The organism is Humibacillus xanthopallidus (genome assembly GCF_006716675.1).
Classification (GTDB): domain Bacteria; phylum Actinomycetota; class Actinomycetes; order Actinomycetales; family Dermatophilaceae; genus Humibacillus; species Humibacillus xanthopallidus_B.
Map to the genome: position 1 here is coordinate 329,295 of NZ_VFPM01000002.1, position 18,557 is coordinate 347,851.

Annotated in this window: 14 protein-coding genes; 9 read left to right on the forward strand and 5 right to left on the reverse strand. The window is 71.1% G+C overall.

What is annotated here, in order from left to right; all coding sequences use genetic code 11:
* The first annotated feature begins 3 nt into the window (after positions 1-3).
* A complete protein-coding gene (locus tag FBY41_RS09455; protein WP_141843826.1) occupies positions 4-873 on the forward strand; it encodes a pyruvate, water dikinase regulatory protein in 870 nt (289 codons plus the stop codon).
* 25 nt (positions 874-898) lie between these two features.
* Positions 899-3,307: a phosphoenolpyruvate synthase gene (gene ppsA, locus FBY41_RS09460; RefSeq protein ID WP_141843828.1), complete on the forward strand. Its 2,409-nt coding sequence runs from the start codon at positions 899-901 to the stop codon at positions 3,305-3,307.
* A 30-nt stretch (positions 3,308-3,337) separates the two neighbouring features.
* Here ppsA and FBY41_RS09465 read toward each other — a convergent pair whose 3' ends face one another.
* Both FBY41_RS09465 and FBY41_RS09470 read right to left on the reverse strand, forming a co-directional pair.
* On the reverse strand, positions 3,338-4,804 hold the full coding sequence (locus tag FBY41_RS09465; RefSeq protein ID WP_260439672.1) for a DUF2252 domain-containing protein: 1,467 nt from the start codon (positions 4,802-4,804) through the stop codon (positions 3,338-3,340).
* A gap of 207 nt (positions 4,805-5,011) precedes the next feature.
* Positions 5,012-6,823: an SLC13 family permease gene (locus FBY41_RS09470; RefSeq protein ID WP_141843830.1), complete on the reverse strand. Its 1,812-nt coding sequence runs from the start codon at positions 6,821-6,823 to the stop codon at positions 5,012-5,014.
* A gap of 238 nt (positions 6,824-7,061) precedes the next feature.
* Between FBY41_RS09470 and FBY41_RS09475 the strand changes: the two genes are divergently transcribed.
* Entirely contained in the window at positions 7,062-8,573 is a 1,512-nt protein-coding gene (locus FBY41_RS09475) for a leucyl aminopeptidase family protein (RefSeq protein ID WP_141843832.1), read from the forward strand.
* A 139-nt stretch (positions 8,574-8,712) separates the two neighbouring features.
* Here FBY41_RS09475 and FBY41_RS09480 read toward each other — a convergent pair whose 3' ends face one another.
* A complete protein-coding gene (locus FBY41_RS09480; protein WP_141843834.1) occupies positions 8,713-9,222 on the reverse strand; it encodes a hypothetical protein in 510 nt (169 codons plus the stop codon).
* Between the two features lie 204 nt (positions 9,223-9,426).
* Between FBY41_RS09480 and glsA the strand changes: the two genes are divergently transcribed.
* The gene (gene glsA, locus FBY41_RS09485) at positions 9,427-10,407 is read left to right on the forward strand and encodes a glutaminase A (protein ID WP_141843836.1); all 981 of its coding nucleotides are present in this window, start codon (positions 9,427-9,429) and stop codon (positions 10,405-10,407) included.
* Positions 10,408-10,431: 24 nt separating this feature from the next.
* Complete coding sequence (locus FBY41_RS09490) at positions 10,432-11,457, forward strand: alpha-hydroxy acid oxidase (protein WP_141843838.1); 1,026 nt, start codon at positions 10,432-10,434, stop codon at positions 11,455-11,457.
* 36 nt (positions 11,458-11,493) lie between these two features.
* Here the strand turns inward: FBY41_RS09490 and FBY41_RS09495 are convergent, their stop codons facing one another.
* Positions 11,494-12,243, reverse strand: coding sequence for an aquaporin (locus FBY41_RS09495; RefSeq protein ID WP_141843840.1), 750 nt, complete (start codon positions 12,241-12,243; stop codon positions 11,494-11,496).
* Between the two features lie 300 nt (positions 12,244-12,543).
* Here FBY41_RS09495 and FBY41_RS09500 point away from each other — a divergent pair, with 300 nt between their 5' ends.
* Genes FBY41_RS09500 through FBY41_RS09515 form a run of 4 tightly spaced genes read left to right on the forward strand, consistent with a single transcriptional unit; the run spans position 12,544 to position 18,333 of the window.
* Complete coding sequence (locus FBY41_RS09500) at positions 12,544-15,183, forward strand: hybrid sensor histidine kinase/response regulator (protein ID WP_260439673.1); 2,640 nt, start codon at positions 12,544-12,546, stop codon at positions 15,181-15,183.
* A complete protein-coding gene (locus tag FBY41_RS09505) occupies positions 15,180-15,575 on the forward strand; it encodes a response regulator (RefSeq protein ID WP_141843843.1) in 396 nt (131 codons plus the stop codon). Before FBY41_RS09500 ends, FBY41_RS09505 begins: the two co-directional genes overlap by 4 nt.
* Positions 15,572-16,738 carry an adenylate/guanylate cyclase domain-containing protein gene (locus FBY41_RS09510; protein WP_141843844.1) on the forward strand — a complete coding sequence of 389 codons (1,167 nt, stop codon included), beginning with the start codon at positions 15,572-15,574 and terminating at the stop codon, positions 16,736-16,738. The genes FBY41_RS09505 and FBY41_RS09510 overlap by 4 nt, the downstream gene beginning before the upstream one ends.
* Positions 16,735-18,333 carry a peptide ligase PGM1-related protein gene (locus FBY41_RS09515; protein WP_141843846.1) on the forward strand — a complete coding sequence of 533 codons (1,599 nt, stop codon included), beginning with the start codon at positions 16,735-16,737 and terminating at the stop codon, positions 18,331-18,333. Before FBY41_RS09510 ends, FBY41_RS09515 begins: the two co-directional genes overlap by 4 nt.
* A 14-nt stretch (positions 18,334-18,347) precedes the next feature.
* On the opposite strand, the gene FBY41_RS09520 is transcribed toward FBY41_RS09515, so the two are convergent.
* Entirely contained in the window at positions 18,348-18,542 is a 195-nt protein-coding gene (locus FBY41_RS09520; RefSeq protein WP_141843848.1) for a hypothetical protein, read from the reverse strand.
* Positions 18,543-18,557 lie beyond the last annotated feature (15 nt).

Below are 18,557 nucleotides of genomic sequence, written 5' to 3' on the forward strand. Positions count from 1 at the left end.
GCCATGAACGGTGTCGATGCGGCCTCCGGTCCTCAGCCCGACGGGCCGGCGGGGGGAGACGGCGTCACGCCCGTCTTCTTCCTCGCCGGGGGCACTGGGATCTCGGCCGAGACGCTCGGCAACCTCATGCTCGCGCAGTTCCCCAGCCTGCGGTTCCGGCGGCGCAAGATCCCGTTCATCACGACCGTCCAGCAGGCGCGCGACGTCGTGGCGCTGCTCGACGCCACGATGACCGACTCGGTCACGACGCTCGTCTTCTCGACGGTCTCCGACGAGGTGATCCGTCGGGAGCTGCAACGGACCACGTGCGCCTTCATCGACCTCTTCGGGTCGCACCTCGACACCGTCGAGCGGGTGCTGCACACCAACGCGACCCACAACGCCGCGGCGTTGCACGGGGTCGGTGACGCCCGCCGCTACGAAGCCCGGATGAAGGCGATCGAGTTCGCCATGGAGCACGACGACGGCGCCAGCCTGCGCAACCTCGAGCAGGCCGACCTCGTGCTCGTCGCGCCGTCCCGGTGCGGCAAGACGCCCACCTCGATGTACCTCGCCCTCCAGCACGGTCTCAAGGTGGCGAACTACCCCCTCGTCGAGGAGGACTTCGAGTCCGGGGACCTGCCCCGGCCACTGCGGCGCATCGGTGACAAGTGCTTCGGCCTGCTCTCGACCGCCGCCCGGCTCAGCCAGGTCCGGGGGGAGCGGCGACCGGGGTCGGTCTATGCCAGCCTGGCGCAGTGCAGCTTCGAGCTGCGTCGCGCCGAGGCGCTCTACCGGGCGCACCGCATCCCCTCGATCAACTCCGCCGCCATGTCCGTGGAGGAGATGGCAGCCGTCATCATGCAGAGCAGCCGTCTGCCCAACCTCGGCTGACCGCCGAACCGACGAAAGGAACGCCGTGAACGGCAACCAGACCGGCAACGTCGCCGGAGACCCGCACGCCAACATCGCCTGGTTCGCAGACCTGGGCCTGCACGACGTCGAGCGCGTGGGCGGCAAGAACGCCTCGCTCGGCGAGATGGTCCAGCACCTGTCGAAGGCCGGGGTGCGGGTGCCCGACGGCTTCGCGACCACCGCCGACGCCTACCGGCGCTTCCTCGCGCACGAGGGTCTCGCAGACCGCATCAACGCGGTCCTCTCCGACCTCGATGTCGAGGACACCCGGGCACTCGCCTCCGCCGGCGGCGAGATCCGTGAGTGGGTCGAGCGGCAGCCGTTTCCCGCCGACCTCGAGAGCGACATCCGCACGGCATACGACCGGCTCGTCGGCGAGAGCGGCGGGGAGGTGAGCTGGGCCGTGCGCTCGAGCGCGACCGCCGAGGACCTGCCCGACGCCAGCTTCGCGGGCCAGCAGGAGACCTTCCTCAACGTCCGCGGCATCGACAACGTGCTGCACGCGATCCGCCTCGTGTTCGCCTCGCTCTACAACGACCGCGCGATCGCCTACCGCGTGCACAGCGACTTCGACCACTCCGTCGTGGCGCTGTCGGCCGGCGTGCAGCGGATGGTCCGCTCCGACATCGGGGCCTCCGGGGTCATGTTCACGATGGACACCGAGTCCGGCTTCCGTGACGCGGTCTTCGTCACGAGCAGCTACGGCCTCGGCGAGGCGGTCGTGCAGGGCGCCGTCAACCCCGACGAGTTCTACGTCTACAAGCCGGCCCTTCGGGCCGGTCGGCCGGCGATCCTCAAGCGGGGCGTCGGCGGCAAGGCGACGAAGATGGTCTACACCTCCGACGCGAGCGTCGGTCGCACCATCGAGTTCGTGCCGGTGCCTGAGGAGCAGCGGCCGCTGCTGTCGCTCACCGACGCCGAGGTGACCGAGCTCGCGCAGCACGCGCTGCGCATCGAGGAGCACTACGGCCGCCCCATGGACATCGAGTGGGGCAAGGACGGCGTCGACGGCGGCCTCTACATCCTCCAGGCCCGCCCCGAGACGGTCCAGTCGCGCCAGACCGGCTCGACCCTGCGCCGCTTCCGGATGGAGGAGCGCGGGCCCGTGGTCGTCGAGGGCCGCGCCATCGGGCAGAAGATCGGCGCCGGAGCCGTGCGGGTGCTGAGCTCCATCGAGGCGATGCACGACTTCCAGGCCGGCGAGGTGCTCGTCGCCGACATGACCGACCCCGACTGGGAGCCGATCATGAAGCGGGCGAGCGCCATCGTCACCAACCGCGGCGGGCGCACCTGCCACGCGGCGATCATCGCCCGCGAGCTCGGCATCCCGGCCGTCGTCGGCACGGGCTCGGCCACGACGGCCGTCACCGACGGGCAGGAGGTCACGGTCTCGTGCGCCGAGGGCGACACGGGCTTCGTCTACGAGGGGCTGCGCGACTTCACGGTCACCGAGACGGCGCTCGACGAGATGCCCGAGGTGCCGGTCAAGATCATGATGAACGTCGGCACGCCTGAGCAGGCCTTCGAGTTCTCCCGGCTGCCCAACCGCGGCGTCGGGCTCGCCCGGCTGGAGTTCATCATCAACCGGCAGATCGGCATCCACCCGAGGGCGCTGCTCGAGCTCGACGACCAGGAGCCCGGCATCAAGGCCGAGATCACGGCGCTGATCTCGGCGTATGCCGGCCCGCGGGAGTTCTTCGTGCAGCGCGTCGCCGAGGGCGTCGCCACCATCGCGGCTGCGTTCGCTCCGGAGCCCGTCATCGTGCGCATGTCCGACTTCAAGTCGAACGAGTATGCGGGGCTGCTCGGTGGGGAGCGCTACGAGCCGCACGAGGAGAACCCGATGATCGGCTACCGCGGTGCCGCGCGCTACCTCTCGGCCGACTTCGCGGAGTGCTTCGCGATGGAGTGCGAGGCCCTGACGTACGTCCGTGACGACATGGGCCTGACCAACGTCAAGATCATGATCCCCTTCGTGCGCACCGTCGCCGAGGCCGAGGGCGTCATCGAGCTGCTGGGGCAGCACGGGCTGCGCCGCGGCGAGAACGACCTTCAGGTCGTCATGATGTGCGAGGTGCCCTCGAATGCCGTCAACGCCGACGCCTTCCTCGACCACTTCGACGGCTTCTCCATCGGGTCCAACGACATGACCCAGCTGACGCTCGGCCTCGACCGGGACTCCTCGCTCGTCGCCGGCTCCTTCGACGAGCGTGACCCCGCGGTCAAGAAGATGCTCTCGATGGCCATCACCGCCTGTCGCGAGCGCGGCAAGTACGTCGGCATCTGCGGTCAGGGCCCGTCCGACCACCCCGACCTCGCCGAGTGGCTGCTCGACCAGGGCATCGAGTCGATGTCGCTCAACCCCGACACCGTCGTCGAGACGTGGATGCGCCTCGCGAAGCGCTCGCAGTAGCAGACGCGACGCGTCGTCTCCGGCCCGCGGCTACAGGCCTGTCTGGGCCTGCACCCGGCCGGAGGCGACGGCGTCGACGAGGGCCTGGTAGTCGAGCTCGTTCTGGTCGGCGTACGCGGCGGAGAAGTCCGCGATCGCCTTGTCGAAGGCCTCGCTCGTGCCGAGGTAGGACGCGATGGCGATGCGGTCGCCCGAGCGGGCGTGGGCGCGCGCGAGCGTCGCCCCACAGAGCCGGGCGTAGGCCGACATGACGCGCGCGCTCATCGTGTCGACGTCGGCGGAGCCCTTCCAGTCGCGCAGCTGGCGGATGTAGAAGTCACGCTGCAGCTCGTCGAGCCCGGTGACACGTTGCCAGCCGAGGAAGATGTCGCTGACTGCCTGCATGAGCCGCTGGCCGGCGACGACGCGCTGGCCGCTGTTGGCGTACTTGCTCTTGCCGACGAAGCGCTCGAGGACCGACTCCTGGGCCTCCTTGGCCTGCAGGAGGAGCGGGTCCTCCTCGTCCCGGCCGAGCAGCAGCAGGATCCAGGCCCGGGTGCCCACGCTGCCGACCCCGACGACCTTGCGGGCCGAGTGCACGTAGCGGTAGCTCTCGAGCAGCTCCCGTCGATCCGTCTCGAGCGTGCGGCGGTAGGAGCGGATGAGCGCGTGGAGCTCGCCGTTGATGTCGTCGCGTGCTGACCCCGCTGGGACCAGCTCCTCGATCGGGACGACGAGAGGCGGGTCCGACACGAGGCGACGGTGCCCATCGACCTCGTGGGTCAGCTTGGTGTAGGCCTGCATGCTGTCGCGGGTGCGCGCCTTGGCGATGTTGGCCTGGGTGCGGGCCTGCTGCTTCTTCGTGATGGAGCTCTTCAGCTCCTCGAAGACCGTCTCGACGTCGATGTGGGCATACCAGACGTCGAGCGTGCGCTGGCCCGCGAACTGCTGCATGCGCTCGCGGTACTCGGCGACGCCGCCACTGACGATGGCCCGCCGCTCGGCCGGGGCGAAACCCCGGTCGCGGCCGGCGATCTCGAAGCTGGCTGCGAGCCGCTTGACGTCCCACTCCCACGGGCCCGGCAACGTCTCGTCGAAGTCGTTGATGTCGAAGACGAGCCGCCGCTCCGGTGAGCCGAACATGCCGAAGTTCGACAGGTGGGCGTCACCGCAGAGCTGGGTGTTGAGGCCCGACCTCGGCGTCGCCGCGAGGTCGCTGGCCATGATGAGGGCCGCGCCCCGGTAGAAGGTGAACGGCGAGACCATCATCCGGCCGTAGCGGATGGGGACGAGCTCGGGCACCCTCGAGGCGGCCTGCGACTCCAGCAGGTCGACGGGGTCGGGACGATCCGTCGCCGGGCGCCAGGTCCCGTGGCCGCGGCGTGGCGTCTCGTTGCGCGCCGCCTTGCCTCGCGCCATGCGCTCCTCCGGTGTGAGGTGCGCGATCGGCGTCGCCGCGGCGCCTCGTGCCTTGGGGGCCGTCGGGGCTTGCGTCCGAGCCTTCCGGTCAACGCTCACGAGTCTCTCCCATGGTCGGGCTGCGTTCGTCGCAGCGCACCTCGCATCCGTCCGTCGAGCGTCCCAGACGCGCCGCGCGGAGGTATCACCTTCCGAGGATGAAGCGTGTGCGACCTGCGCCCACTCGGGCACGTCTGCGGGAGACCACTGAGACCGTCACGGGGCACATCGGCCAGGGCGACTCGAGTGGCGGCGTCGACGTCTCGGTCAGCCGGTGAAGGGCCAGACGACGGGGATGACGACGACTGCGACGACGAGCCACAGCAGCATGACCGGGAGCCCGAGACGCCAGTAGTCCGAGAAGCGGTAACCACCCGGCCCCATGACCATCATGTTGGCCGGGGTGGCGATCGGGGTGAGCAGGGCGCCGGCGCCGGCCACGGCGATGAGCATGAGGACCGGCAGCACCGAGACGCCGGTCTCCTGTGCCGCGGCGACCGCGATCGGCACGACGATGAGCACGGTCGCCGTGTTGCTGACGACCTGACCGAGCACGGCCGTCAGGGCGAAGAGGGCGACGAGCAGCAGGTAGGGCCGGCCCGCCCCGACGACGTCGACGAGGCCCCCGGCGACGACGTCCGCGGCGCCGCTCGTCTGGATCGCCGTGGAGAGCGGGATGAGACCACCGATGAGCACGACGGTCTGCCAGGAGACCGCGCGGTAGGCCTGGTTGACGGTGACGACCCGCAGCAGCACCATCGCCGTCGCTGCGGCCAGGCCGGCGATGGCGGGCGGCACGATCGCAAAGGCGAGCAGCACGACCATCGCGATGAGCACGGCGATCGCGAAACCCGAGCGCCTGCCGAGCGGAACGGCTTGCCGCCGAACGAGATCGGGGGAGTCGACCATGAGCACGTCCCTGTCGTGCACGAGCTCGTCGATGGAGGGCCACGTCCCGTGCAGCAGCAGGCTGTCGCCCGCGGCCAGTTCCACCGGGCGCGGGCCGACGTCGTGGCCGAGGCGACGGATGCCGAGGATGACGAGCTCGGAGCTGCGCTGCTGTCCGGGAAAGGCGATCTCGCCGACGAGGGGCGAGCGTGGTGGCACGACGACCTCGCTCACCCCCACGTCGCGGGTGACGAGCTCACCGTCGGCCGTCGTGATCGGCTTCATCTCGACGACGAGCACCTCCTCGACGATGAGGCGGCTCACCTGCGCCGGGTCACCGGTGACGACGAGCACGTCGCCCGCCTCGACGACGTGCTCGTCCGAGAAGGTGTGCCCCCCGCCGCTCTGCAGGCCGATGAAAGTCAGCCCGGGGTATGCCGCGAGGTCGAGGTGCGCGGTCGCCGTGCCCTCGAGCGTGGAGCCCGGTCTCACGCGCAGACGGTAGAAGCCGTCGTGCAGCTCGTAGTGCTCGGCGAGCTGGCCGGCGTGGCGGCTGAGGTCGCGCGGTGCGCTGGACGACTGCCGCACCGGCAGCACCCGGGGTCCGAGGAGGACGCCGAGCAGGATGGTGCCGATGACGAGCGGCACGCCGATGACGGCATACGCGAAGAAGCCGAACGCGCCGGCGCCGGCGTCCTGCGCAGCCTCCGAGACGATGACGTTGACGGGGCTGCCGGTGAGGGCGAGGAGCGAGCCGGCGCTGCCCGCGAAGGCCATCGGCATGAGCATGCGTGAGGGTGGCGCGCCGATCTTCAGCGCGAGGACGAGCACCATCGGCAGGAGGGCCGCGACCGAGCCGTTGAGCGTGATGACGGCCGTGAGGACGGCGCAGAGTCCGAGCACCGCGACGAGCACACGCGTCGGCGCATCACCGACGACCGCGATGAGGCGCTGCCCGGCCCACGTCGTGACGCCCGTCGAGTCGAGGGCCTCGCTGACGATGAAGAGCGAGGCGATGAAGACGACGACGGGGTCGCCGAAGCCGGAGAGCGCGGTGTTCGCGTCGACGAGGCCCGTGACGTAGAGGGCGAGGGCGGTGAGGACGGCGACGACCCCGACGGGGAGGCGGTTCCAGATGAAGAGCACGATCGTCGCGGCGAGGACGAGCAGGCTCGTCGTCGACGGACTCACGCGCACGCCCCTCGAGGCCCTGAGGGACTGCCCATTCGTGTCACGCCTCCCGGAATGCGGCGACCGGGCGGCCCCGGTCGTGGTGAACCTAGCCCGAGCCTAGGAGACCTGCTTCACCCCCTACGGGTGACGGCAGCCGGTGCGGCATGACCGACGCTGGCCGTGGTGGGTCGCTCGACGAGCGAGCTGCCGCTCGACGTCGCTCGGAGGGCCGGGCGCCAGCATCGGAGGAGACGCCATGAGCACGCCAGCAGCCCGGTCCGCAGACCCGGTCCCGTCAGCCAGCCTCGAGATCGAGGTCACGACCTCGGCGTCCCTGCCGACGCCTGACCGGGCCCGCGCCGTCGCCGTCCCCGTGGCGAGCGACGGGGAGGTACCGGCGGATCTCGGCTTCGACCGAGCTGCTCTCGAGGCCGCCGGCTTCCGCGCCGACCGGGGGACCACGCTCGTCGTGCCGTCCGCCGAGGGCCGGGCACTCGTGGCCGTCGGCATCGGCGCCGCCGCGAGCGTCGACGCCGCGACGGTCCGCGACCTCGCTGCCGACTTCGCCCGGGCCGTGCCTCACCAGAAGCGCCTGGCCGTCGAGCTCCCAGCCGGCGAGACAGGGCTGACGGCCGCTGAGTTCGCGACCGCTGTGGTGGAGGGCGTCCTGCTCGCCCGCTGGCGCTTCGTCATCGGCAAGGGCAGCGACGAACCGACCCTCGAGTCCCTCGTCATCGTCGCCCCCGATGCCGCCGCCGACGACGTGCGCGCGGGCATCGAGCGTGGGCGGGTGCTCGCGTACGCCGCGATGCTCGGTCGCGACCTCGCCAACTGTCCCGCCGCGATCCTCAGCGCCGCGCGCATGGCGCAGGTGGCCGAGGAGGTCGGCCGGCGGAGCGGTCTCGAGGTCGAGGTCTACGGCAAGGACGAGCTCATCGAGATGGGCTGCGGAGGCCTGCTCGGGGTCAACATGGGCAGCGTCGACGAGCCGCGCATGGTCGTCCTGCGCTACGTGCCGGAGTCGCCGACCGGGCACCTGGCCCTCGTCGGCAAGGGCATCATGTATGACAGCGGCGGCATCAGCCTCAAGCCGAGCGACGACTCGCACGCCCAGATGAAGAACGACATGACGGGTGCGGCCACCGTGCTCGCGGCGATGACGGCCCTGCGCGACGTCGGCTGTCGCACCGAGGTGACCGGCTACCTCATGTGCACCGACAACATGCCCTCCGGTTCGGCCATGAAGCTCGGTGACATCCTCACGATGCGTGGCGGCACGACGGTCGAGGTGCTCAACACCGACGCCGAGGGGCGCCTCGTCATGGCCGACGCCCTCGTGCTGGCGGTGGAGCGGGGGGTCGACGCCATCGTCGACATCGCGACCCTCACCGGTGCCTGCCTGCGCACCTTCGGCGTCGACGTCGCCGGTCTCATGGCCAACGACGACGGGCTCGCCGACCAGGTCCGCCGTGCGGGTGCCGTCGTCGACGAGCCGGTGTGGCCGCTGCCGCTGCACCGCCCCTACCGTGCCCAGCTCGACTCGCCGGTGGCCGACATGACCAACATGGGCGGGCCGAATGCCGGGTCGATCACCGCGGCGCTCTTCCTCGCGGAGTTCGTCGGCGACACCCCCTGGGCACACGTCGACATCGCCGGCACGGCCCAGCTGCCCGCCGCACGCGGCTGGCGAAACAAGGGTGCGACCGGCTTCGGCACCCGGCTGCTCGTCGAGCTGGCCTGCACCTTCACGGTGCCGGGACGCGACTGAGGAGTCGCCACCACGGGGCAGAGCGCTGACGCGACCGGCAACGCCAACCCAGACGGACTGCTCTCTCGATCACTGAGTCGATCGAGAGAGCAGTTCGTCGGGTGCGCAGGGACCGGACTGCAAACGATGGGCGGGCTGGTCAGCGAGCGTCGCGCTTGGCCTGCCGACGGGCGCCGGCGGACTGGGAGCTCGCGTCGCGCTTCTTGCCGCCCGTCGTCTTCGTCGCGCGCCGGCGCGTCGACGCCGCGGCGGTGCCGGTGCCACTCGACGCTGCGCCCGACGTGTCGGGCCCGGTGCCGGCCTTGACCGCTGCGGCCGCGGCGAGGCGCTCGGCCTTGAGCTCGGCGGCTGCGGCCCGGGCGACGACGTCGATGCGCTTGCTGACCCGGGCCAGCGCGAGCTCGAAGACCTCGGCCCGCTCGGCGTTCGTGCGGTTGGCGGGCCGGGCCTTGCCGCGGGCACCCTTGGCGACCACGCGGGCGGCACCCTGCCGGCGGTAGAGACCGACGTACTTGTTGCGGGCACGACGCACGCGCGCGTGCAGGTCGAGCAGGGCGTCCTCGTCGAGCTCGGCGAGCCGCGCCGGCTCGGTCTCTCGGATGAGGTCGCCTTGGGCCGACGTGAGGGAGCCGAGGGGAATCGTTGCCATGCCGAGTCCTTTCGTCATCGCGCCGGCGCACCGCCGACACGTCCTGCGTCATCGACTCTGCTGGCGCGGTCCCACAGGGGCATCACCCCCGTCGGGTGATGCCATGGCGAGCGCGGGCCTGCGACGCTGCCGAGGTTGTGCGTCGGCCGGCGTGCAGACCCGGCCGGGCGGCATACGGCAACGCGGTCGGATGGGGGTGGCACGGTGGCGGCGACGATCTCGACGGGGAGCCTGCCCGGTGAGGAGACGGTGCGCGCGCTCGTCACGGAGGCGCACGCCGACAGCCTCGGAGTGCACGAGGGCCTGGTCGCGACCTACATTCCGCAGCTTGCCGAGGCCGACCCGGATGCGTGCGCGGTCTCGGTGGTCTCGGTGGCCGGCCGGTCGGTCGAGGTCGGCGACATCGGTGAGCGCTTCTCGATCCAGAGCGTCTCCAAGCCCTTCGTGCTGGCGCTCGCCTGCGACGCGCTGGGGGCCGACCGCACGCGAGATCGCTTGGGCGCCAATGCAACCGGTATGCCCTTCAACTCGGTCATGGCGGTCGAGCTCAACGAGCAGCGCACGATGAACCCCATGGTCAACGCCGGCGCGATCGCCGCGACCAGCCTGCTCGTCGAGGTGGGCGGCGACGGGGACGCGGCGTGGCGTCTCGTGCAGGCGGGTCTCAGCCGCTTCGCCGGCCGCGACCTCGCGGTCGACGACGAGGTCTACGCCTGCGAGTCGCGCACCAACCTGCGCAACCACGGCATCGCGCACCTGCTGCACAGCTACGGCAGCGTGCACGGCGACCCCGACGTGGCGACCGACGTCTACACGCGCCAGTGCTCCCTCTCCGTCGACACGCACGACCTCGCAGTCATGGCCGCCACCCTCGCCGACGGAGGCGTCAACCCCATCACCCGCGAGCGGGTCGTGCGCGAGAGCACGTGCGCCAAGGTGCTCGCGGTCATGGCGACGGCCGGACTCTACGAGCACTCCGGCGACTGGCTCTGGGACATCGGGCTGCCCGGCAAGAGCGGTGTCAGCGGCGCCATCGTGACCGTGTCTCCCGGCAAGGGCGGGCTCGCGACGTGGTCGCCACGGCTCGACGAGGCCGGCAACAGCGTGCGTGGGCAGATGATCACGCGGAGGCTGTCGATCGAGCTGGGCCTCAACGTCTTTGCGTCGCGCGCGGTTGTGGACTGACGTCGTGCACCTCACGCTGGACCGGTGATCGACCACGAGCTGCTGAGGCGGCGGGCGCAGGAGCTGCTGCCTGACGACGTCTTCGGATACTTCGACGGTGGCTCGGGCGCCGAGGTCACCCTGGCGCGCGAGGCCCGGGCATGGGATGACGTGCTGCTCGAACCCCGCGTGCTCCGGGACGTCTCGGGCGCGACCGTGGCGACGAGCCTTCTGGGGCAGCCGGTCGCATCGCCGGTGCTCGTCGCGCCGATGGCTGCCCAGCGGCTGGCCCACCCGTCGGGCGAGGTGGGAGTCGCGGTCGCAGCCCGCGACTCAGGCTCCCTCATGGTGCTGTCGATGCGGTCGAGCACGCGGGTCGAGGACGTCGGGCAGGTGGGGCCGTTCTGGCAGCAGCTCTACGTGCTGCAGGACCGCGGTGTCACCGACGAGGTGGTCGAGAGGGCCACGGCCGCAGGGGCGCTCGCCCTCGTGGTCACCGTGGACACCCCGGTCGTGGCCGGCAAGCGGGTCGGTCTGCCGTCGGCCCTTCCGCCCCTCGGCATCGTGCCGGCGCTCGACCGGCGCGTCGTGACGGACGAACGGCTGCAGCAGGCCCGGGACGTCGGCCCCCGCGATCTCGAGCGGCTCGCAGAGACCAGTGGGCTCCCGGTCGTCGCCAAGGGTGTGCTGTCGCCGGCAGCTGCCCGCGACTGCGTGGCCGCCGGGGCGTCGGCGGTCGTCGTGTCGACCCACGGAGGGCGCCAGCTCGACGGGGTGGTGCCGACCCCGCTCGCCCTGCCGGCCGTCGCCGATGCGGTCGGCGGCGAGGTCGAGGTCTATGTCGACGGCGGCGTGCGCACCGGGTCGCACGTGCTCAAGGCTCTCGCCCTGGGGGCGCAAGCGGTCCTCGTCGGGCGACCGGTGCTGTGGGCGCTTGCCACCGGCGGCCCCGACGGCGTCCGGGTGCTCCTCGACGACCTCACGGCCCAGGCGCTCGAGGCACTCGTGCTCTCCGGGTGCCGCTCGTGCGCAGACGTCGGTCCCGACCTGGTCCACGCGAGCCGCCGCTGAGGCGACGGCCCGCGCTGGGACCGTGTGCGGTGCATGTCAGGCCGGGACGTCGGCCCCGGTCGGGTCCTTCTCCGAGCGGTCCGTGGCCGTCTCGAAGAACGGCGCCGCGAGCGCTGCGAGCGCCCCACCGATGAGGGGCGCGACGATGAACATCCAGACGTGGGCGAGCGACTCGCCGCCGTTGAAGAGGGCCGGGCCGATCGAGCGGGCCGGGTTGACGGAGGTGCCGTCGAGCGGGATGCCGACGACGTGGATGACCGTGAGCACGAGACCGATGGCGAGTCCGGCGAAGCCGGGAGCAGCGGCGCGGTTCGTGACGAGCAGCACGACGAACACCAGCAGGAAGGTCATGACGACCTCGAGGACGAAGGTGCCGCCTGCCGTGATGCTGTCGCCCCAGTTGTTGGTGCCGAGCGCACCGGTCTCGTCCGTGGCGCCCCCGAAGCTCGAGACGAGCAGCTTGAGCAGAGCCGCCCCGACGATCGCGCCGACGAGCTGGGCGACCCAGTAGTAGACGGCTTCCTGGATCGTGATCCCCTTGCGCAGGAGGACGCCCAGCGTGACCGCTGGGTTCACGTGGCAACCGGAGACCGGCCCGATGGAGTAGGCGAGGGCGAGCAGCACGAAGCCGAAGGCAACGGCAACGCCGAGCTTGCCCATGGTCTCGATGCCGAAGACGGCCGACCCGACAGCGAAGAAGACGAGGATGAAGGTGCCGACCGCCTCGGCGACCGCCTTGCGGGTGATGTCGGGAGCGGGCGCGTTGGCCGGCTTGGTGTCAGGCATGAGGGACCCCTTGTCGTGGTAGGCAGCCCGACCCCCGGGCTGCACACCCGCGAGCCTAAGGCTGCTCGACCGGTCCGGCCGGGTCCGCCCCGCCCCCGCCCGCCATGCGGACACCCAGTCAGGCGCAGGGCGCACGCGGCCTCGGCTGAGGGTCCGTCGAGCCCTGCGGGGGCCTCGCCGTTTCGCGGGTGGACGGGCGCCGTGAGGTGGACACTGCTGGAGGGGGGGACATCGGAGTTGCTCACAGCGTGATGGAGGACTGGCATGGGCCGGTTCGCGGAGTCGAGTGGACCACCCGGGATGGACCGTGCGCGTGTGCTCGAGGTGCGGCTGGCCGAGGTGCAGGAGCAGCTGCGTGCCACGAGCGAGATCCTCCAGGTGCTGACCAGCTCCTCGTCACAACAGACCCCGGTCTTCGATGCCGTCGTGGACAATGCCCGCCGGCTCCTCGACGCCCAGGTGGCGCAGATCTATCTCGTCGAGGGTGATACCTACGTCCTGGCCCGCTCGAGCGGGTTGTCGGAGGAGTTCGTCGACTTCATCGCACGCCACCCCATCACTCGTGACCGAGCCACCCTCGTGGGGCGGGTCACGATCGATCGCACGGTGCACCGGATCACGGACGTGCTCGCCGACCCGGAGTACGGTCGCAGCGACTTCCAGCGCCTGGGCGGATACCGGTCGATGATGGGTGCCCCCATGGTGGTGGGTGACAAGGTCGTCGGGGCCATCAACGTCTGGAGGACGACGGTGGCTCCGTTCGACGAAGCGGCCGAGACCCTTCTGGCGACCTTCGCGGAGCAAGCCGCACTCGCCGTTCGACACGTCCAGCTCGTCACGGCCCTCGAGAACCGCTCGGCGGAGCTGGTGCGCAAGGTGGAGCAGCTCGAGGCGCTGGCCGAGGTCGGTGAGGCGATCAGCTCGACGCTCGTCGCCGACGAGGTGCTCACGACGATCGTCACGCACGCCGTGCGGCTGTCGGGCACCGACGGTGGCTCGCTCATGGAGTACGACGAGTCGACGGGGCTCTTCGGCGTGCGCGCCGTCTACGGCACCGGCCCGGGCGTCGTCGAGGCACTCCGCGGGGCCGAGATCCACATCGACCACACGTGGGTCGGCCAAGCCGCCCGCGACCGCGAGGTGCTCCAGATCGCCGACCTCGACGCGGAGCCGCTCCCGCTCGACCCGCACCTCGCGATCCTCCACGCCTCGGGGTGGCGCTCGCTGGTCGCCATCCCGCTCGCGCGGCCGGACCGGGTCGTCGGCGCCCTCGTCGTGCGCCGGCTGAGCCGGGGCGCCTTCAGCGAGGAGACCTGCGACCTCCTCTCGGCCTTCGCGAGCCAGTCGGCGGTCGCCCTCACCAACGCTCGGCTCTACCAGCAGCTCGAGCGGCAGAGCCGCGAGCTCGCTGAGGCCAGTCGCCACAAGTCGGAGTTCCTCGCGAGCATGTCGCACGAGCTTCGCACCCCGCTCAACGCCGTCATCGGCTTCTCCGAGGTGCTCCTCGAGCGGATGTTCGGCGAGGTCAACGAGCGCCAGGAGGACTACCTCCGCGACATCCACTCGGCCGGCCGGCACCTGCTCGCGCTGCTCGGCGACATCCTCGACCTGTCGAAGATCGAGGCGGGGCGGATGGAGCTCGACCTCACGACGTTCCCGATGGACGACGTTCTCTCGCAGGCGATCTCGCTGGTGCGTGAGCGCGCGGCGCTGCACGGCCTGCAGCTGAGGCTCGACTCCAGCCAGGACCTCGGCATGGTCACCGCCGACGAGCTGCGGCTCAAGCAGGTGCTCCTCAACCTGCTGAGCAACGCCGTGAAGTTCACGCCCGACGGCGGCCGGATCGACGTGCGCGCGTGGCGCGACGGCGACGTCGTGGAGGTGACCGTCTCCGACACCGGCGTCGGCGTCGACCCCGCCGACCAGGAGCGCATCTTCGACTCCTTCCAGCAGGGCCAGCGCTCCGCCTCGACGAGTGAGGGCACGGGGCTGGGCCTCACCCTCAGCCGCCGGATCATCGAGCTGCACGGCGGCCGCCTCTGGCTGTCGAGCTCGCCCGGGGAGGGCAGCACGTTCGGCCTCTCGATCCCGCAGCCACGAGCCGCCTCCCGGGCGGCGGCCGAGCAGCGCTGGAGGGCCGACGACGAGTCGGCCTCCGGCCCGACCATCGTCGTCATCGAGGACGACCCGCGGTCGGCCGAGCTCGTGGAGCTGCACCTGCGCGCAGCCGGGCTCCGCGTGCGGGTCGCCGCCTCGGGAGAGGCCGGCCTCGAGCTCGTGCGCGGCGAGCAGCCGGTCGCGGTCGTGCTCGACATCCACCTGCCCGGCATGAACGGCTGGGAGGTCCTCACCCTGCTGAAGTCCGACCCCGTCACCGCGACGGTTCCGGTCGTCGTCGTCAGCGTGGAGCCGGAGCGTGGTCGTGGTTTCGCACTCGGGGCCACCGAGTACCTCGTCAAGCCGGTGAGCGGGGAGCACCTGCTGGCCGCGGTGACCCGCCTGCTGCCGCGGCAACCGGCCGACGGCCCGGCCGCGAGCCGGCTCAGCGTCGTCGTCGTCGACGACGACCCTCTCGCGCTCAAGCTCGTGCGCAGCACCCTCGAGCCGCTCGGGTGGGAGGTCCACACGTGCGCGGGTGGACAGCAGGCGGCCGACGTCGTCCGTACGGTCTCCCCGTCCGTCGTCGTCATGGACCTGCTCATGCCCCAGGTGGACGGCTTCGCCGTCATCGACGAGCTGCGCCCCGAGCGTGACTCGGAGGGGCCGCCGATCGTCGTGCTCACGGCGAAGTCCCTGACGCCACAAGACCGCTCGCGGCTGGAGGGACGGATCGCCTTCGTCGCCGAGAAGGCCGGCATCGACCTGCCCGTCCTCGCCCGCCGGCTGGCTGCCGTGGCATCCGACCACGAGGACGGCCAGCGACGCGAGGAGCCGTCGTGAGCCGGCCACCGACTGTCCTGCTCGTCGAGGACAACCCCCGCAACCTCAAGCTCGCCCGTGACGTGCTGGAGTACGGCGGCTTCGTCGTCGTCATCGCGACGACGGGCGAGGAAGCGGTGGAGCGGTCGCGCACGACGTTGCCGGACGTCATCCTCATGGACCTCCAGCTGCCCGGCATCGACGGCTACGCGGCGCTCGAGCTCATCCGTGGGCACGAGCTCACGGCCCACATCCCCGTCGTGGCACTGACGGCCTTCGCGATGGCGCGAGATCGCGAGCGGGTCCTTGCGTCCGGCTTCGCCGGCTACCTCGAGAAGCCGATCAGCGTCAGGGAGTTCCCGGCGCAGGTGCGGCGGCACCTGCCGCGCGGCGACGACGGGCGAGCGACATGACGAGCGTCGAGCCGCACGGCTCGTCGGAGCCGACCACCACCGGCGTGCGGGTGCTCGTCGTCGACGACCTCGAGACGAACCGCAAGCTCATGCGCGCCGTCCTCGAGCCCCGGGGTTTCGTCGTGCACTCCGTGGCCTCGGGTGAGGCAGCGCTCGCAACCCTCGAGGAGACCGATGTCGACGTCGTCCTCCTCGACGTGCTCATGCCGGGGATCGACGGCTACGACACGTGTGCGCGCATCAAGGCCGAACCCCGCACGGCAGCGCTCCCGATCATCATGGTCACCGCGAGCGGGGCGCAGCGGCAGAGGCTGCGGGCGCTCGAGATGGGCGCCGACGACTTCATCACGAAGCCGTTCGACCAGGCCGAGCTCGTCGCACGGGTGCGGTCGCTCGCGCGGATGAAACGCCTGCACGACACGATCGTCGAGCAGGCCGCCGCCCTCGAGAGCTGGAACGCCGAGCTCGAGGAGCGGGTGGCCGCTCAGGTCGACGACCTCGAGAGGTTGGGTCGCCTGCGTCGCTTCCTGTCCCCCCAGATCGCCCAGCTCATCGTCGAGACGGGCGACGAGTCCTTCCTCGAGAGCCATCGCCGCGACATCACGACGGTGTTCACCGACCTGCGCGGCTTCACCGCCTTCGCCGAGACGGCCGAGCCCGAGGAGACCATGGCGGTCCTGCGGGAGTACCACGAGGCCCTCGGCGCGCTCGTGTTCGCCTACGGAGGGACCCTCGAGCACTTCGCGGGAGACGGCCTCATGGTCTTCTTCAACGACCCCCCGCCCTGCGTCGACGCCCCCGAGCGCGCCGTGCGCATGGCCCTCGACATGCGAGACCGCGTCGACGTGCTGACCGAGGGCTGGCGCCGGCAGGGTCATGCCCTCGGCTTCGGCGTCGGGATCGCGCAGGGCTACGCGACCCTCGGACGGGTCGGCTTCGAGGGGCGATGGGACTACGCCGCGATCGGCACGGTCACCAACGTCGCGGCCCGGCTCTGCGCTGCGGCCCAGGCACGACAGATCCTCATCAGTCCCCGCGTGCGGGCCGGCCTCGATGGGCGCTTCGAGACGCGACCGCTCGGGCCCGTCGAGCTGCGGGGGATATCCCGCCCCGTGGAGGTCCACGAGGTCATCGGCACCATCGACCCGGAAGGCAACCCATGAACGCCAACGCCACCACCGGAGCACCGGACCTCGGGCAGATGGAACTGCTCGACGATCTCGACGAAGCCGCGCGGGAGGAGCGTTTCGGTGACCTCCAGCAGCGCCTGCCCGAGGTCTGGCGGTCCATACGGCAGGACGACCCTCTCGAGTCGGTCGTCGTCGTGCCCTCGATGAGCATCGACCGGCTGGCCCCGACTGCGGGGGCGATGAACCAGGCGATGGAGGAGCGCCTCCTCTTCCTGCTCCTCCTGCTGCGCCAGCCGCGGCTCCGGATGGTCTATGTCACCTCGATGCCGATCAGTGACCAGATCGTCGAGTACTACCTCTCGCTGCTGCCAGGGGTCATCCCGAGCCATGCGCGCTCGCGCCTGTCGCTCGTGTCCGTCGGCGACTCGTCCACCGTGCCGCTGACCGACAAGCTGCTCGCCCGCCCGCGTCTGCTCGCGCACATCGCCTCTCTCGTCCCCGACACGGCGCGTTCGCACCTCATCCCCTACAACAGCACGTGGCGTGAGCGTGACCTCGCGCTCGTGCTCGACATCCCGATGTATGCCGCCGATCCGCGCCTGTTTCCCCTGGGGACCAAGACGGGTTGTCGGCGGGCCTTCGCCGAGGCCGGGGTCACCTACCCCTTCGGTGCCGAGGACCTCCACTCGGTCGACGACGTGGTGGCTGCGCTGCTCGCTCTGCACACGGCTCGCCCGGCCGCGGGGTGGGCCATGGTGAAGCTCAACGAGGGAGCGTCGGGCTCGGGCAACGCACTCGTCGACCTGCGAGAGCTGCCTCGTTCCGGCGACGTGCGTGCAGCCGTGACGGAGCGCGTGAGGAAGATGCAGCTGGAGAGCTCGAAGATCGACCTCGACACCTACCTGCAGCGCCTGGCTGACGCAGGCGGCATCGTGGAGGAGCGCATCGTCGGTGACGAGGTGCGCAGCCCGAGCGTGCAGATGGCGGTCACCCCGCTCGGCGAGCTCGACATCCTCTCGACCCACGACCAGATCCTGGGTGGCCCGTCCGGCCAGGTCTACCTCGGCGCTCGGTTCCCCGCCGATCCCGCCTATGCGGCGGCGATCACGCAGGAGGCCACCGCGGTGGGGCGGGTGCTCGCCGACAAGGGTGTGCTCGGTCGCTTCGCCCTCGACTTCGTCGTCGTCCGCCACGGTGATGCGTGGGAGGCGCACGCCATCGAGATCAACCTCCGCAAGGGCGGCACGACGCACCCCTTCCTCACGCTGCAGTTCCTCACCGACGGGCGCTACCTGCCCGACGAATGCGTGTTCCGTACGCCGGCCGGGGCGGAGCGCCACCTCGTGGCCACCGACCACCTGGAGAACGACGCTCTGAGGGGCCTGCGGGTCGAGGACCTCTTCGACCTCATCGCCCGGACCGGGCTGCATTTCGATCCCTCACGACAGGCCGGCGTCGTCTTCCACATGATCAGCTCGATCACCGAGTGCGGCCGGGTGGGCATGACGGCGATCGGCGACACGCCAGCCTCCGCCCAGGATGTCTTCGACCGGGCGGAGGCGGCTCTTCTCGCCGAGGCGCATGACTCCCTCTCCCCGGTGCCACTGGCACCGTCACGGTCTCGGTGAGCGCTCGGGATGCCTCACGGGCAGATGCTCGCCGAGTGGATGAGCGCGCCGACGAAGGCTTGGTGCCACGTGAGACGCGTGGTGCGTGACCGGGCGGACGCACCACCGCAGGCGCACTCCCAGGTCCATCCGCCCAGCTCCGTGCGGCAGACCCGCGGGTGGTGGTGGGCGAGGTCGGTCCGGCTTCGCCGGGCTGTCGTCGTCGTCATCGGAGTGCCTCTCTG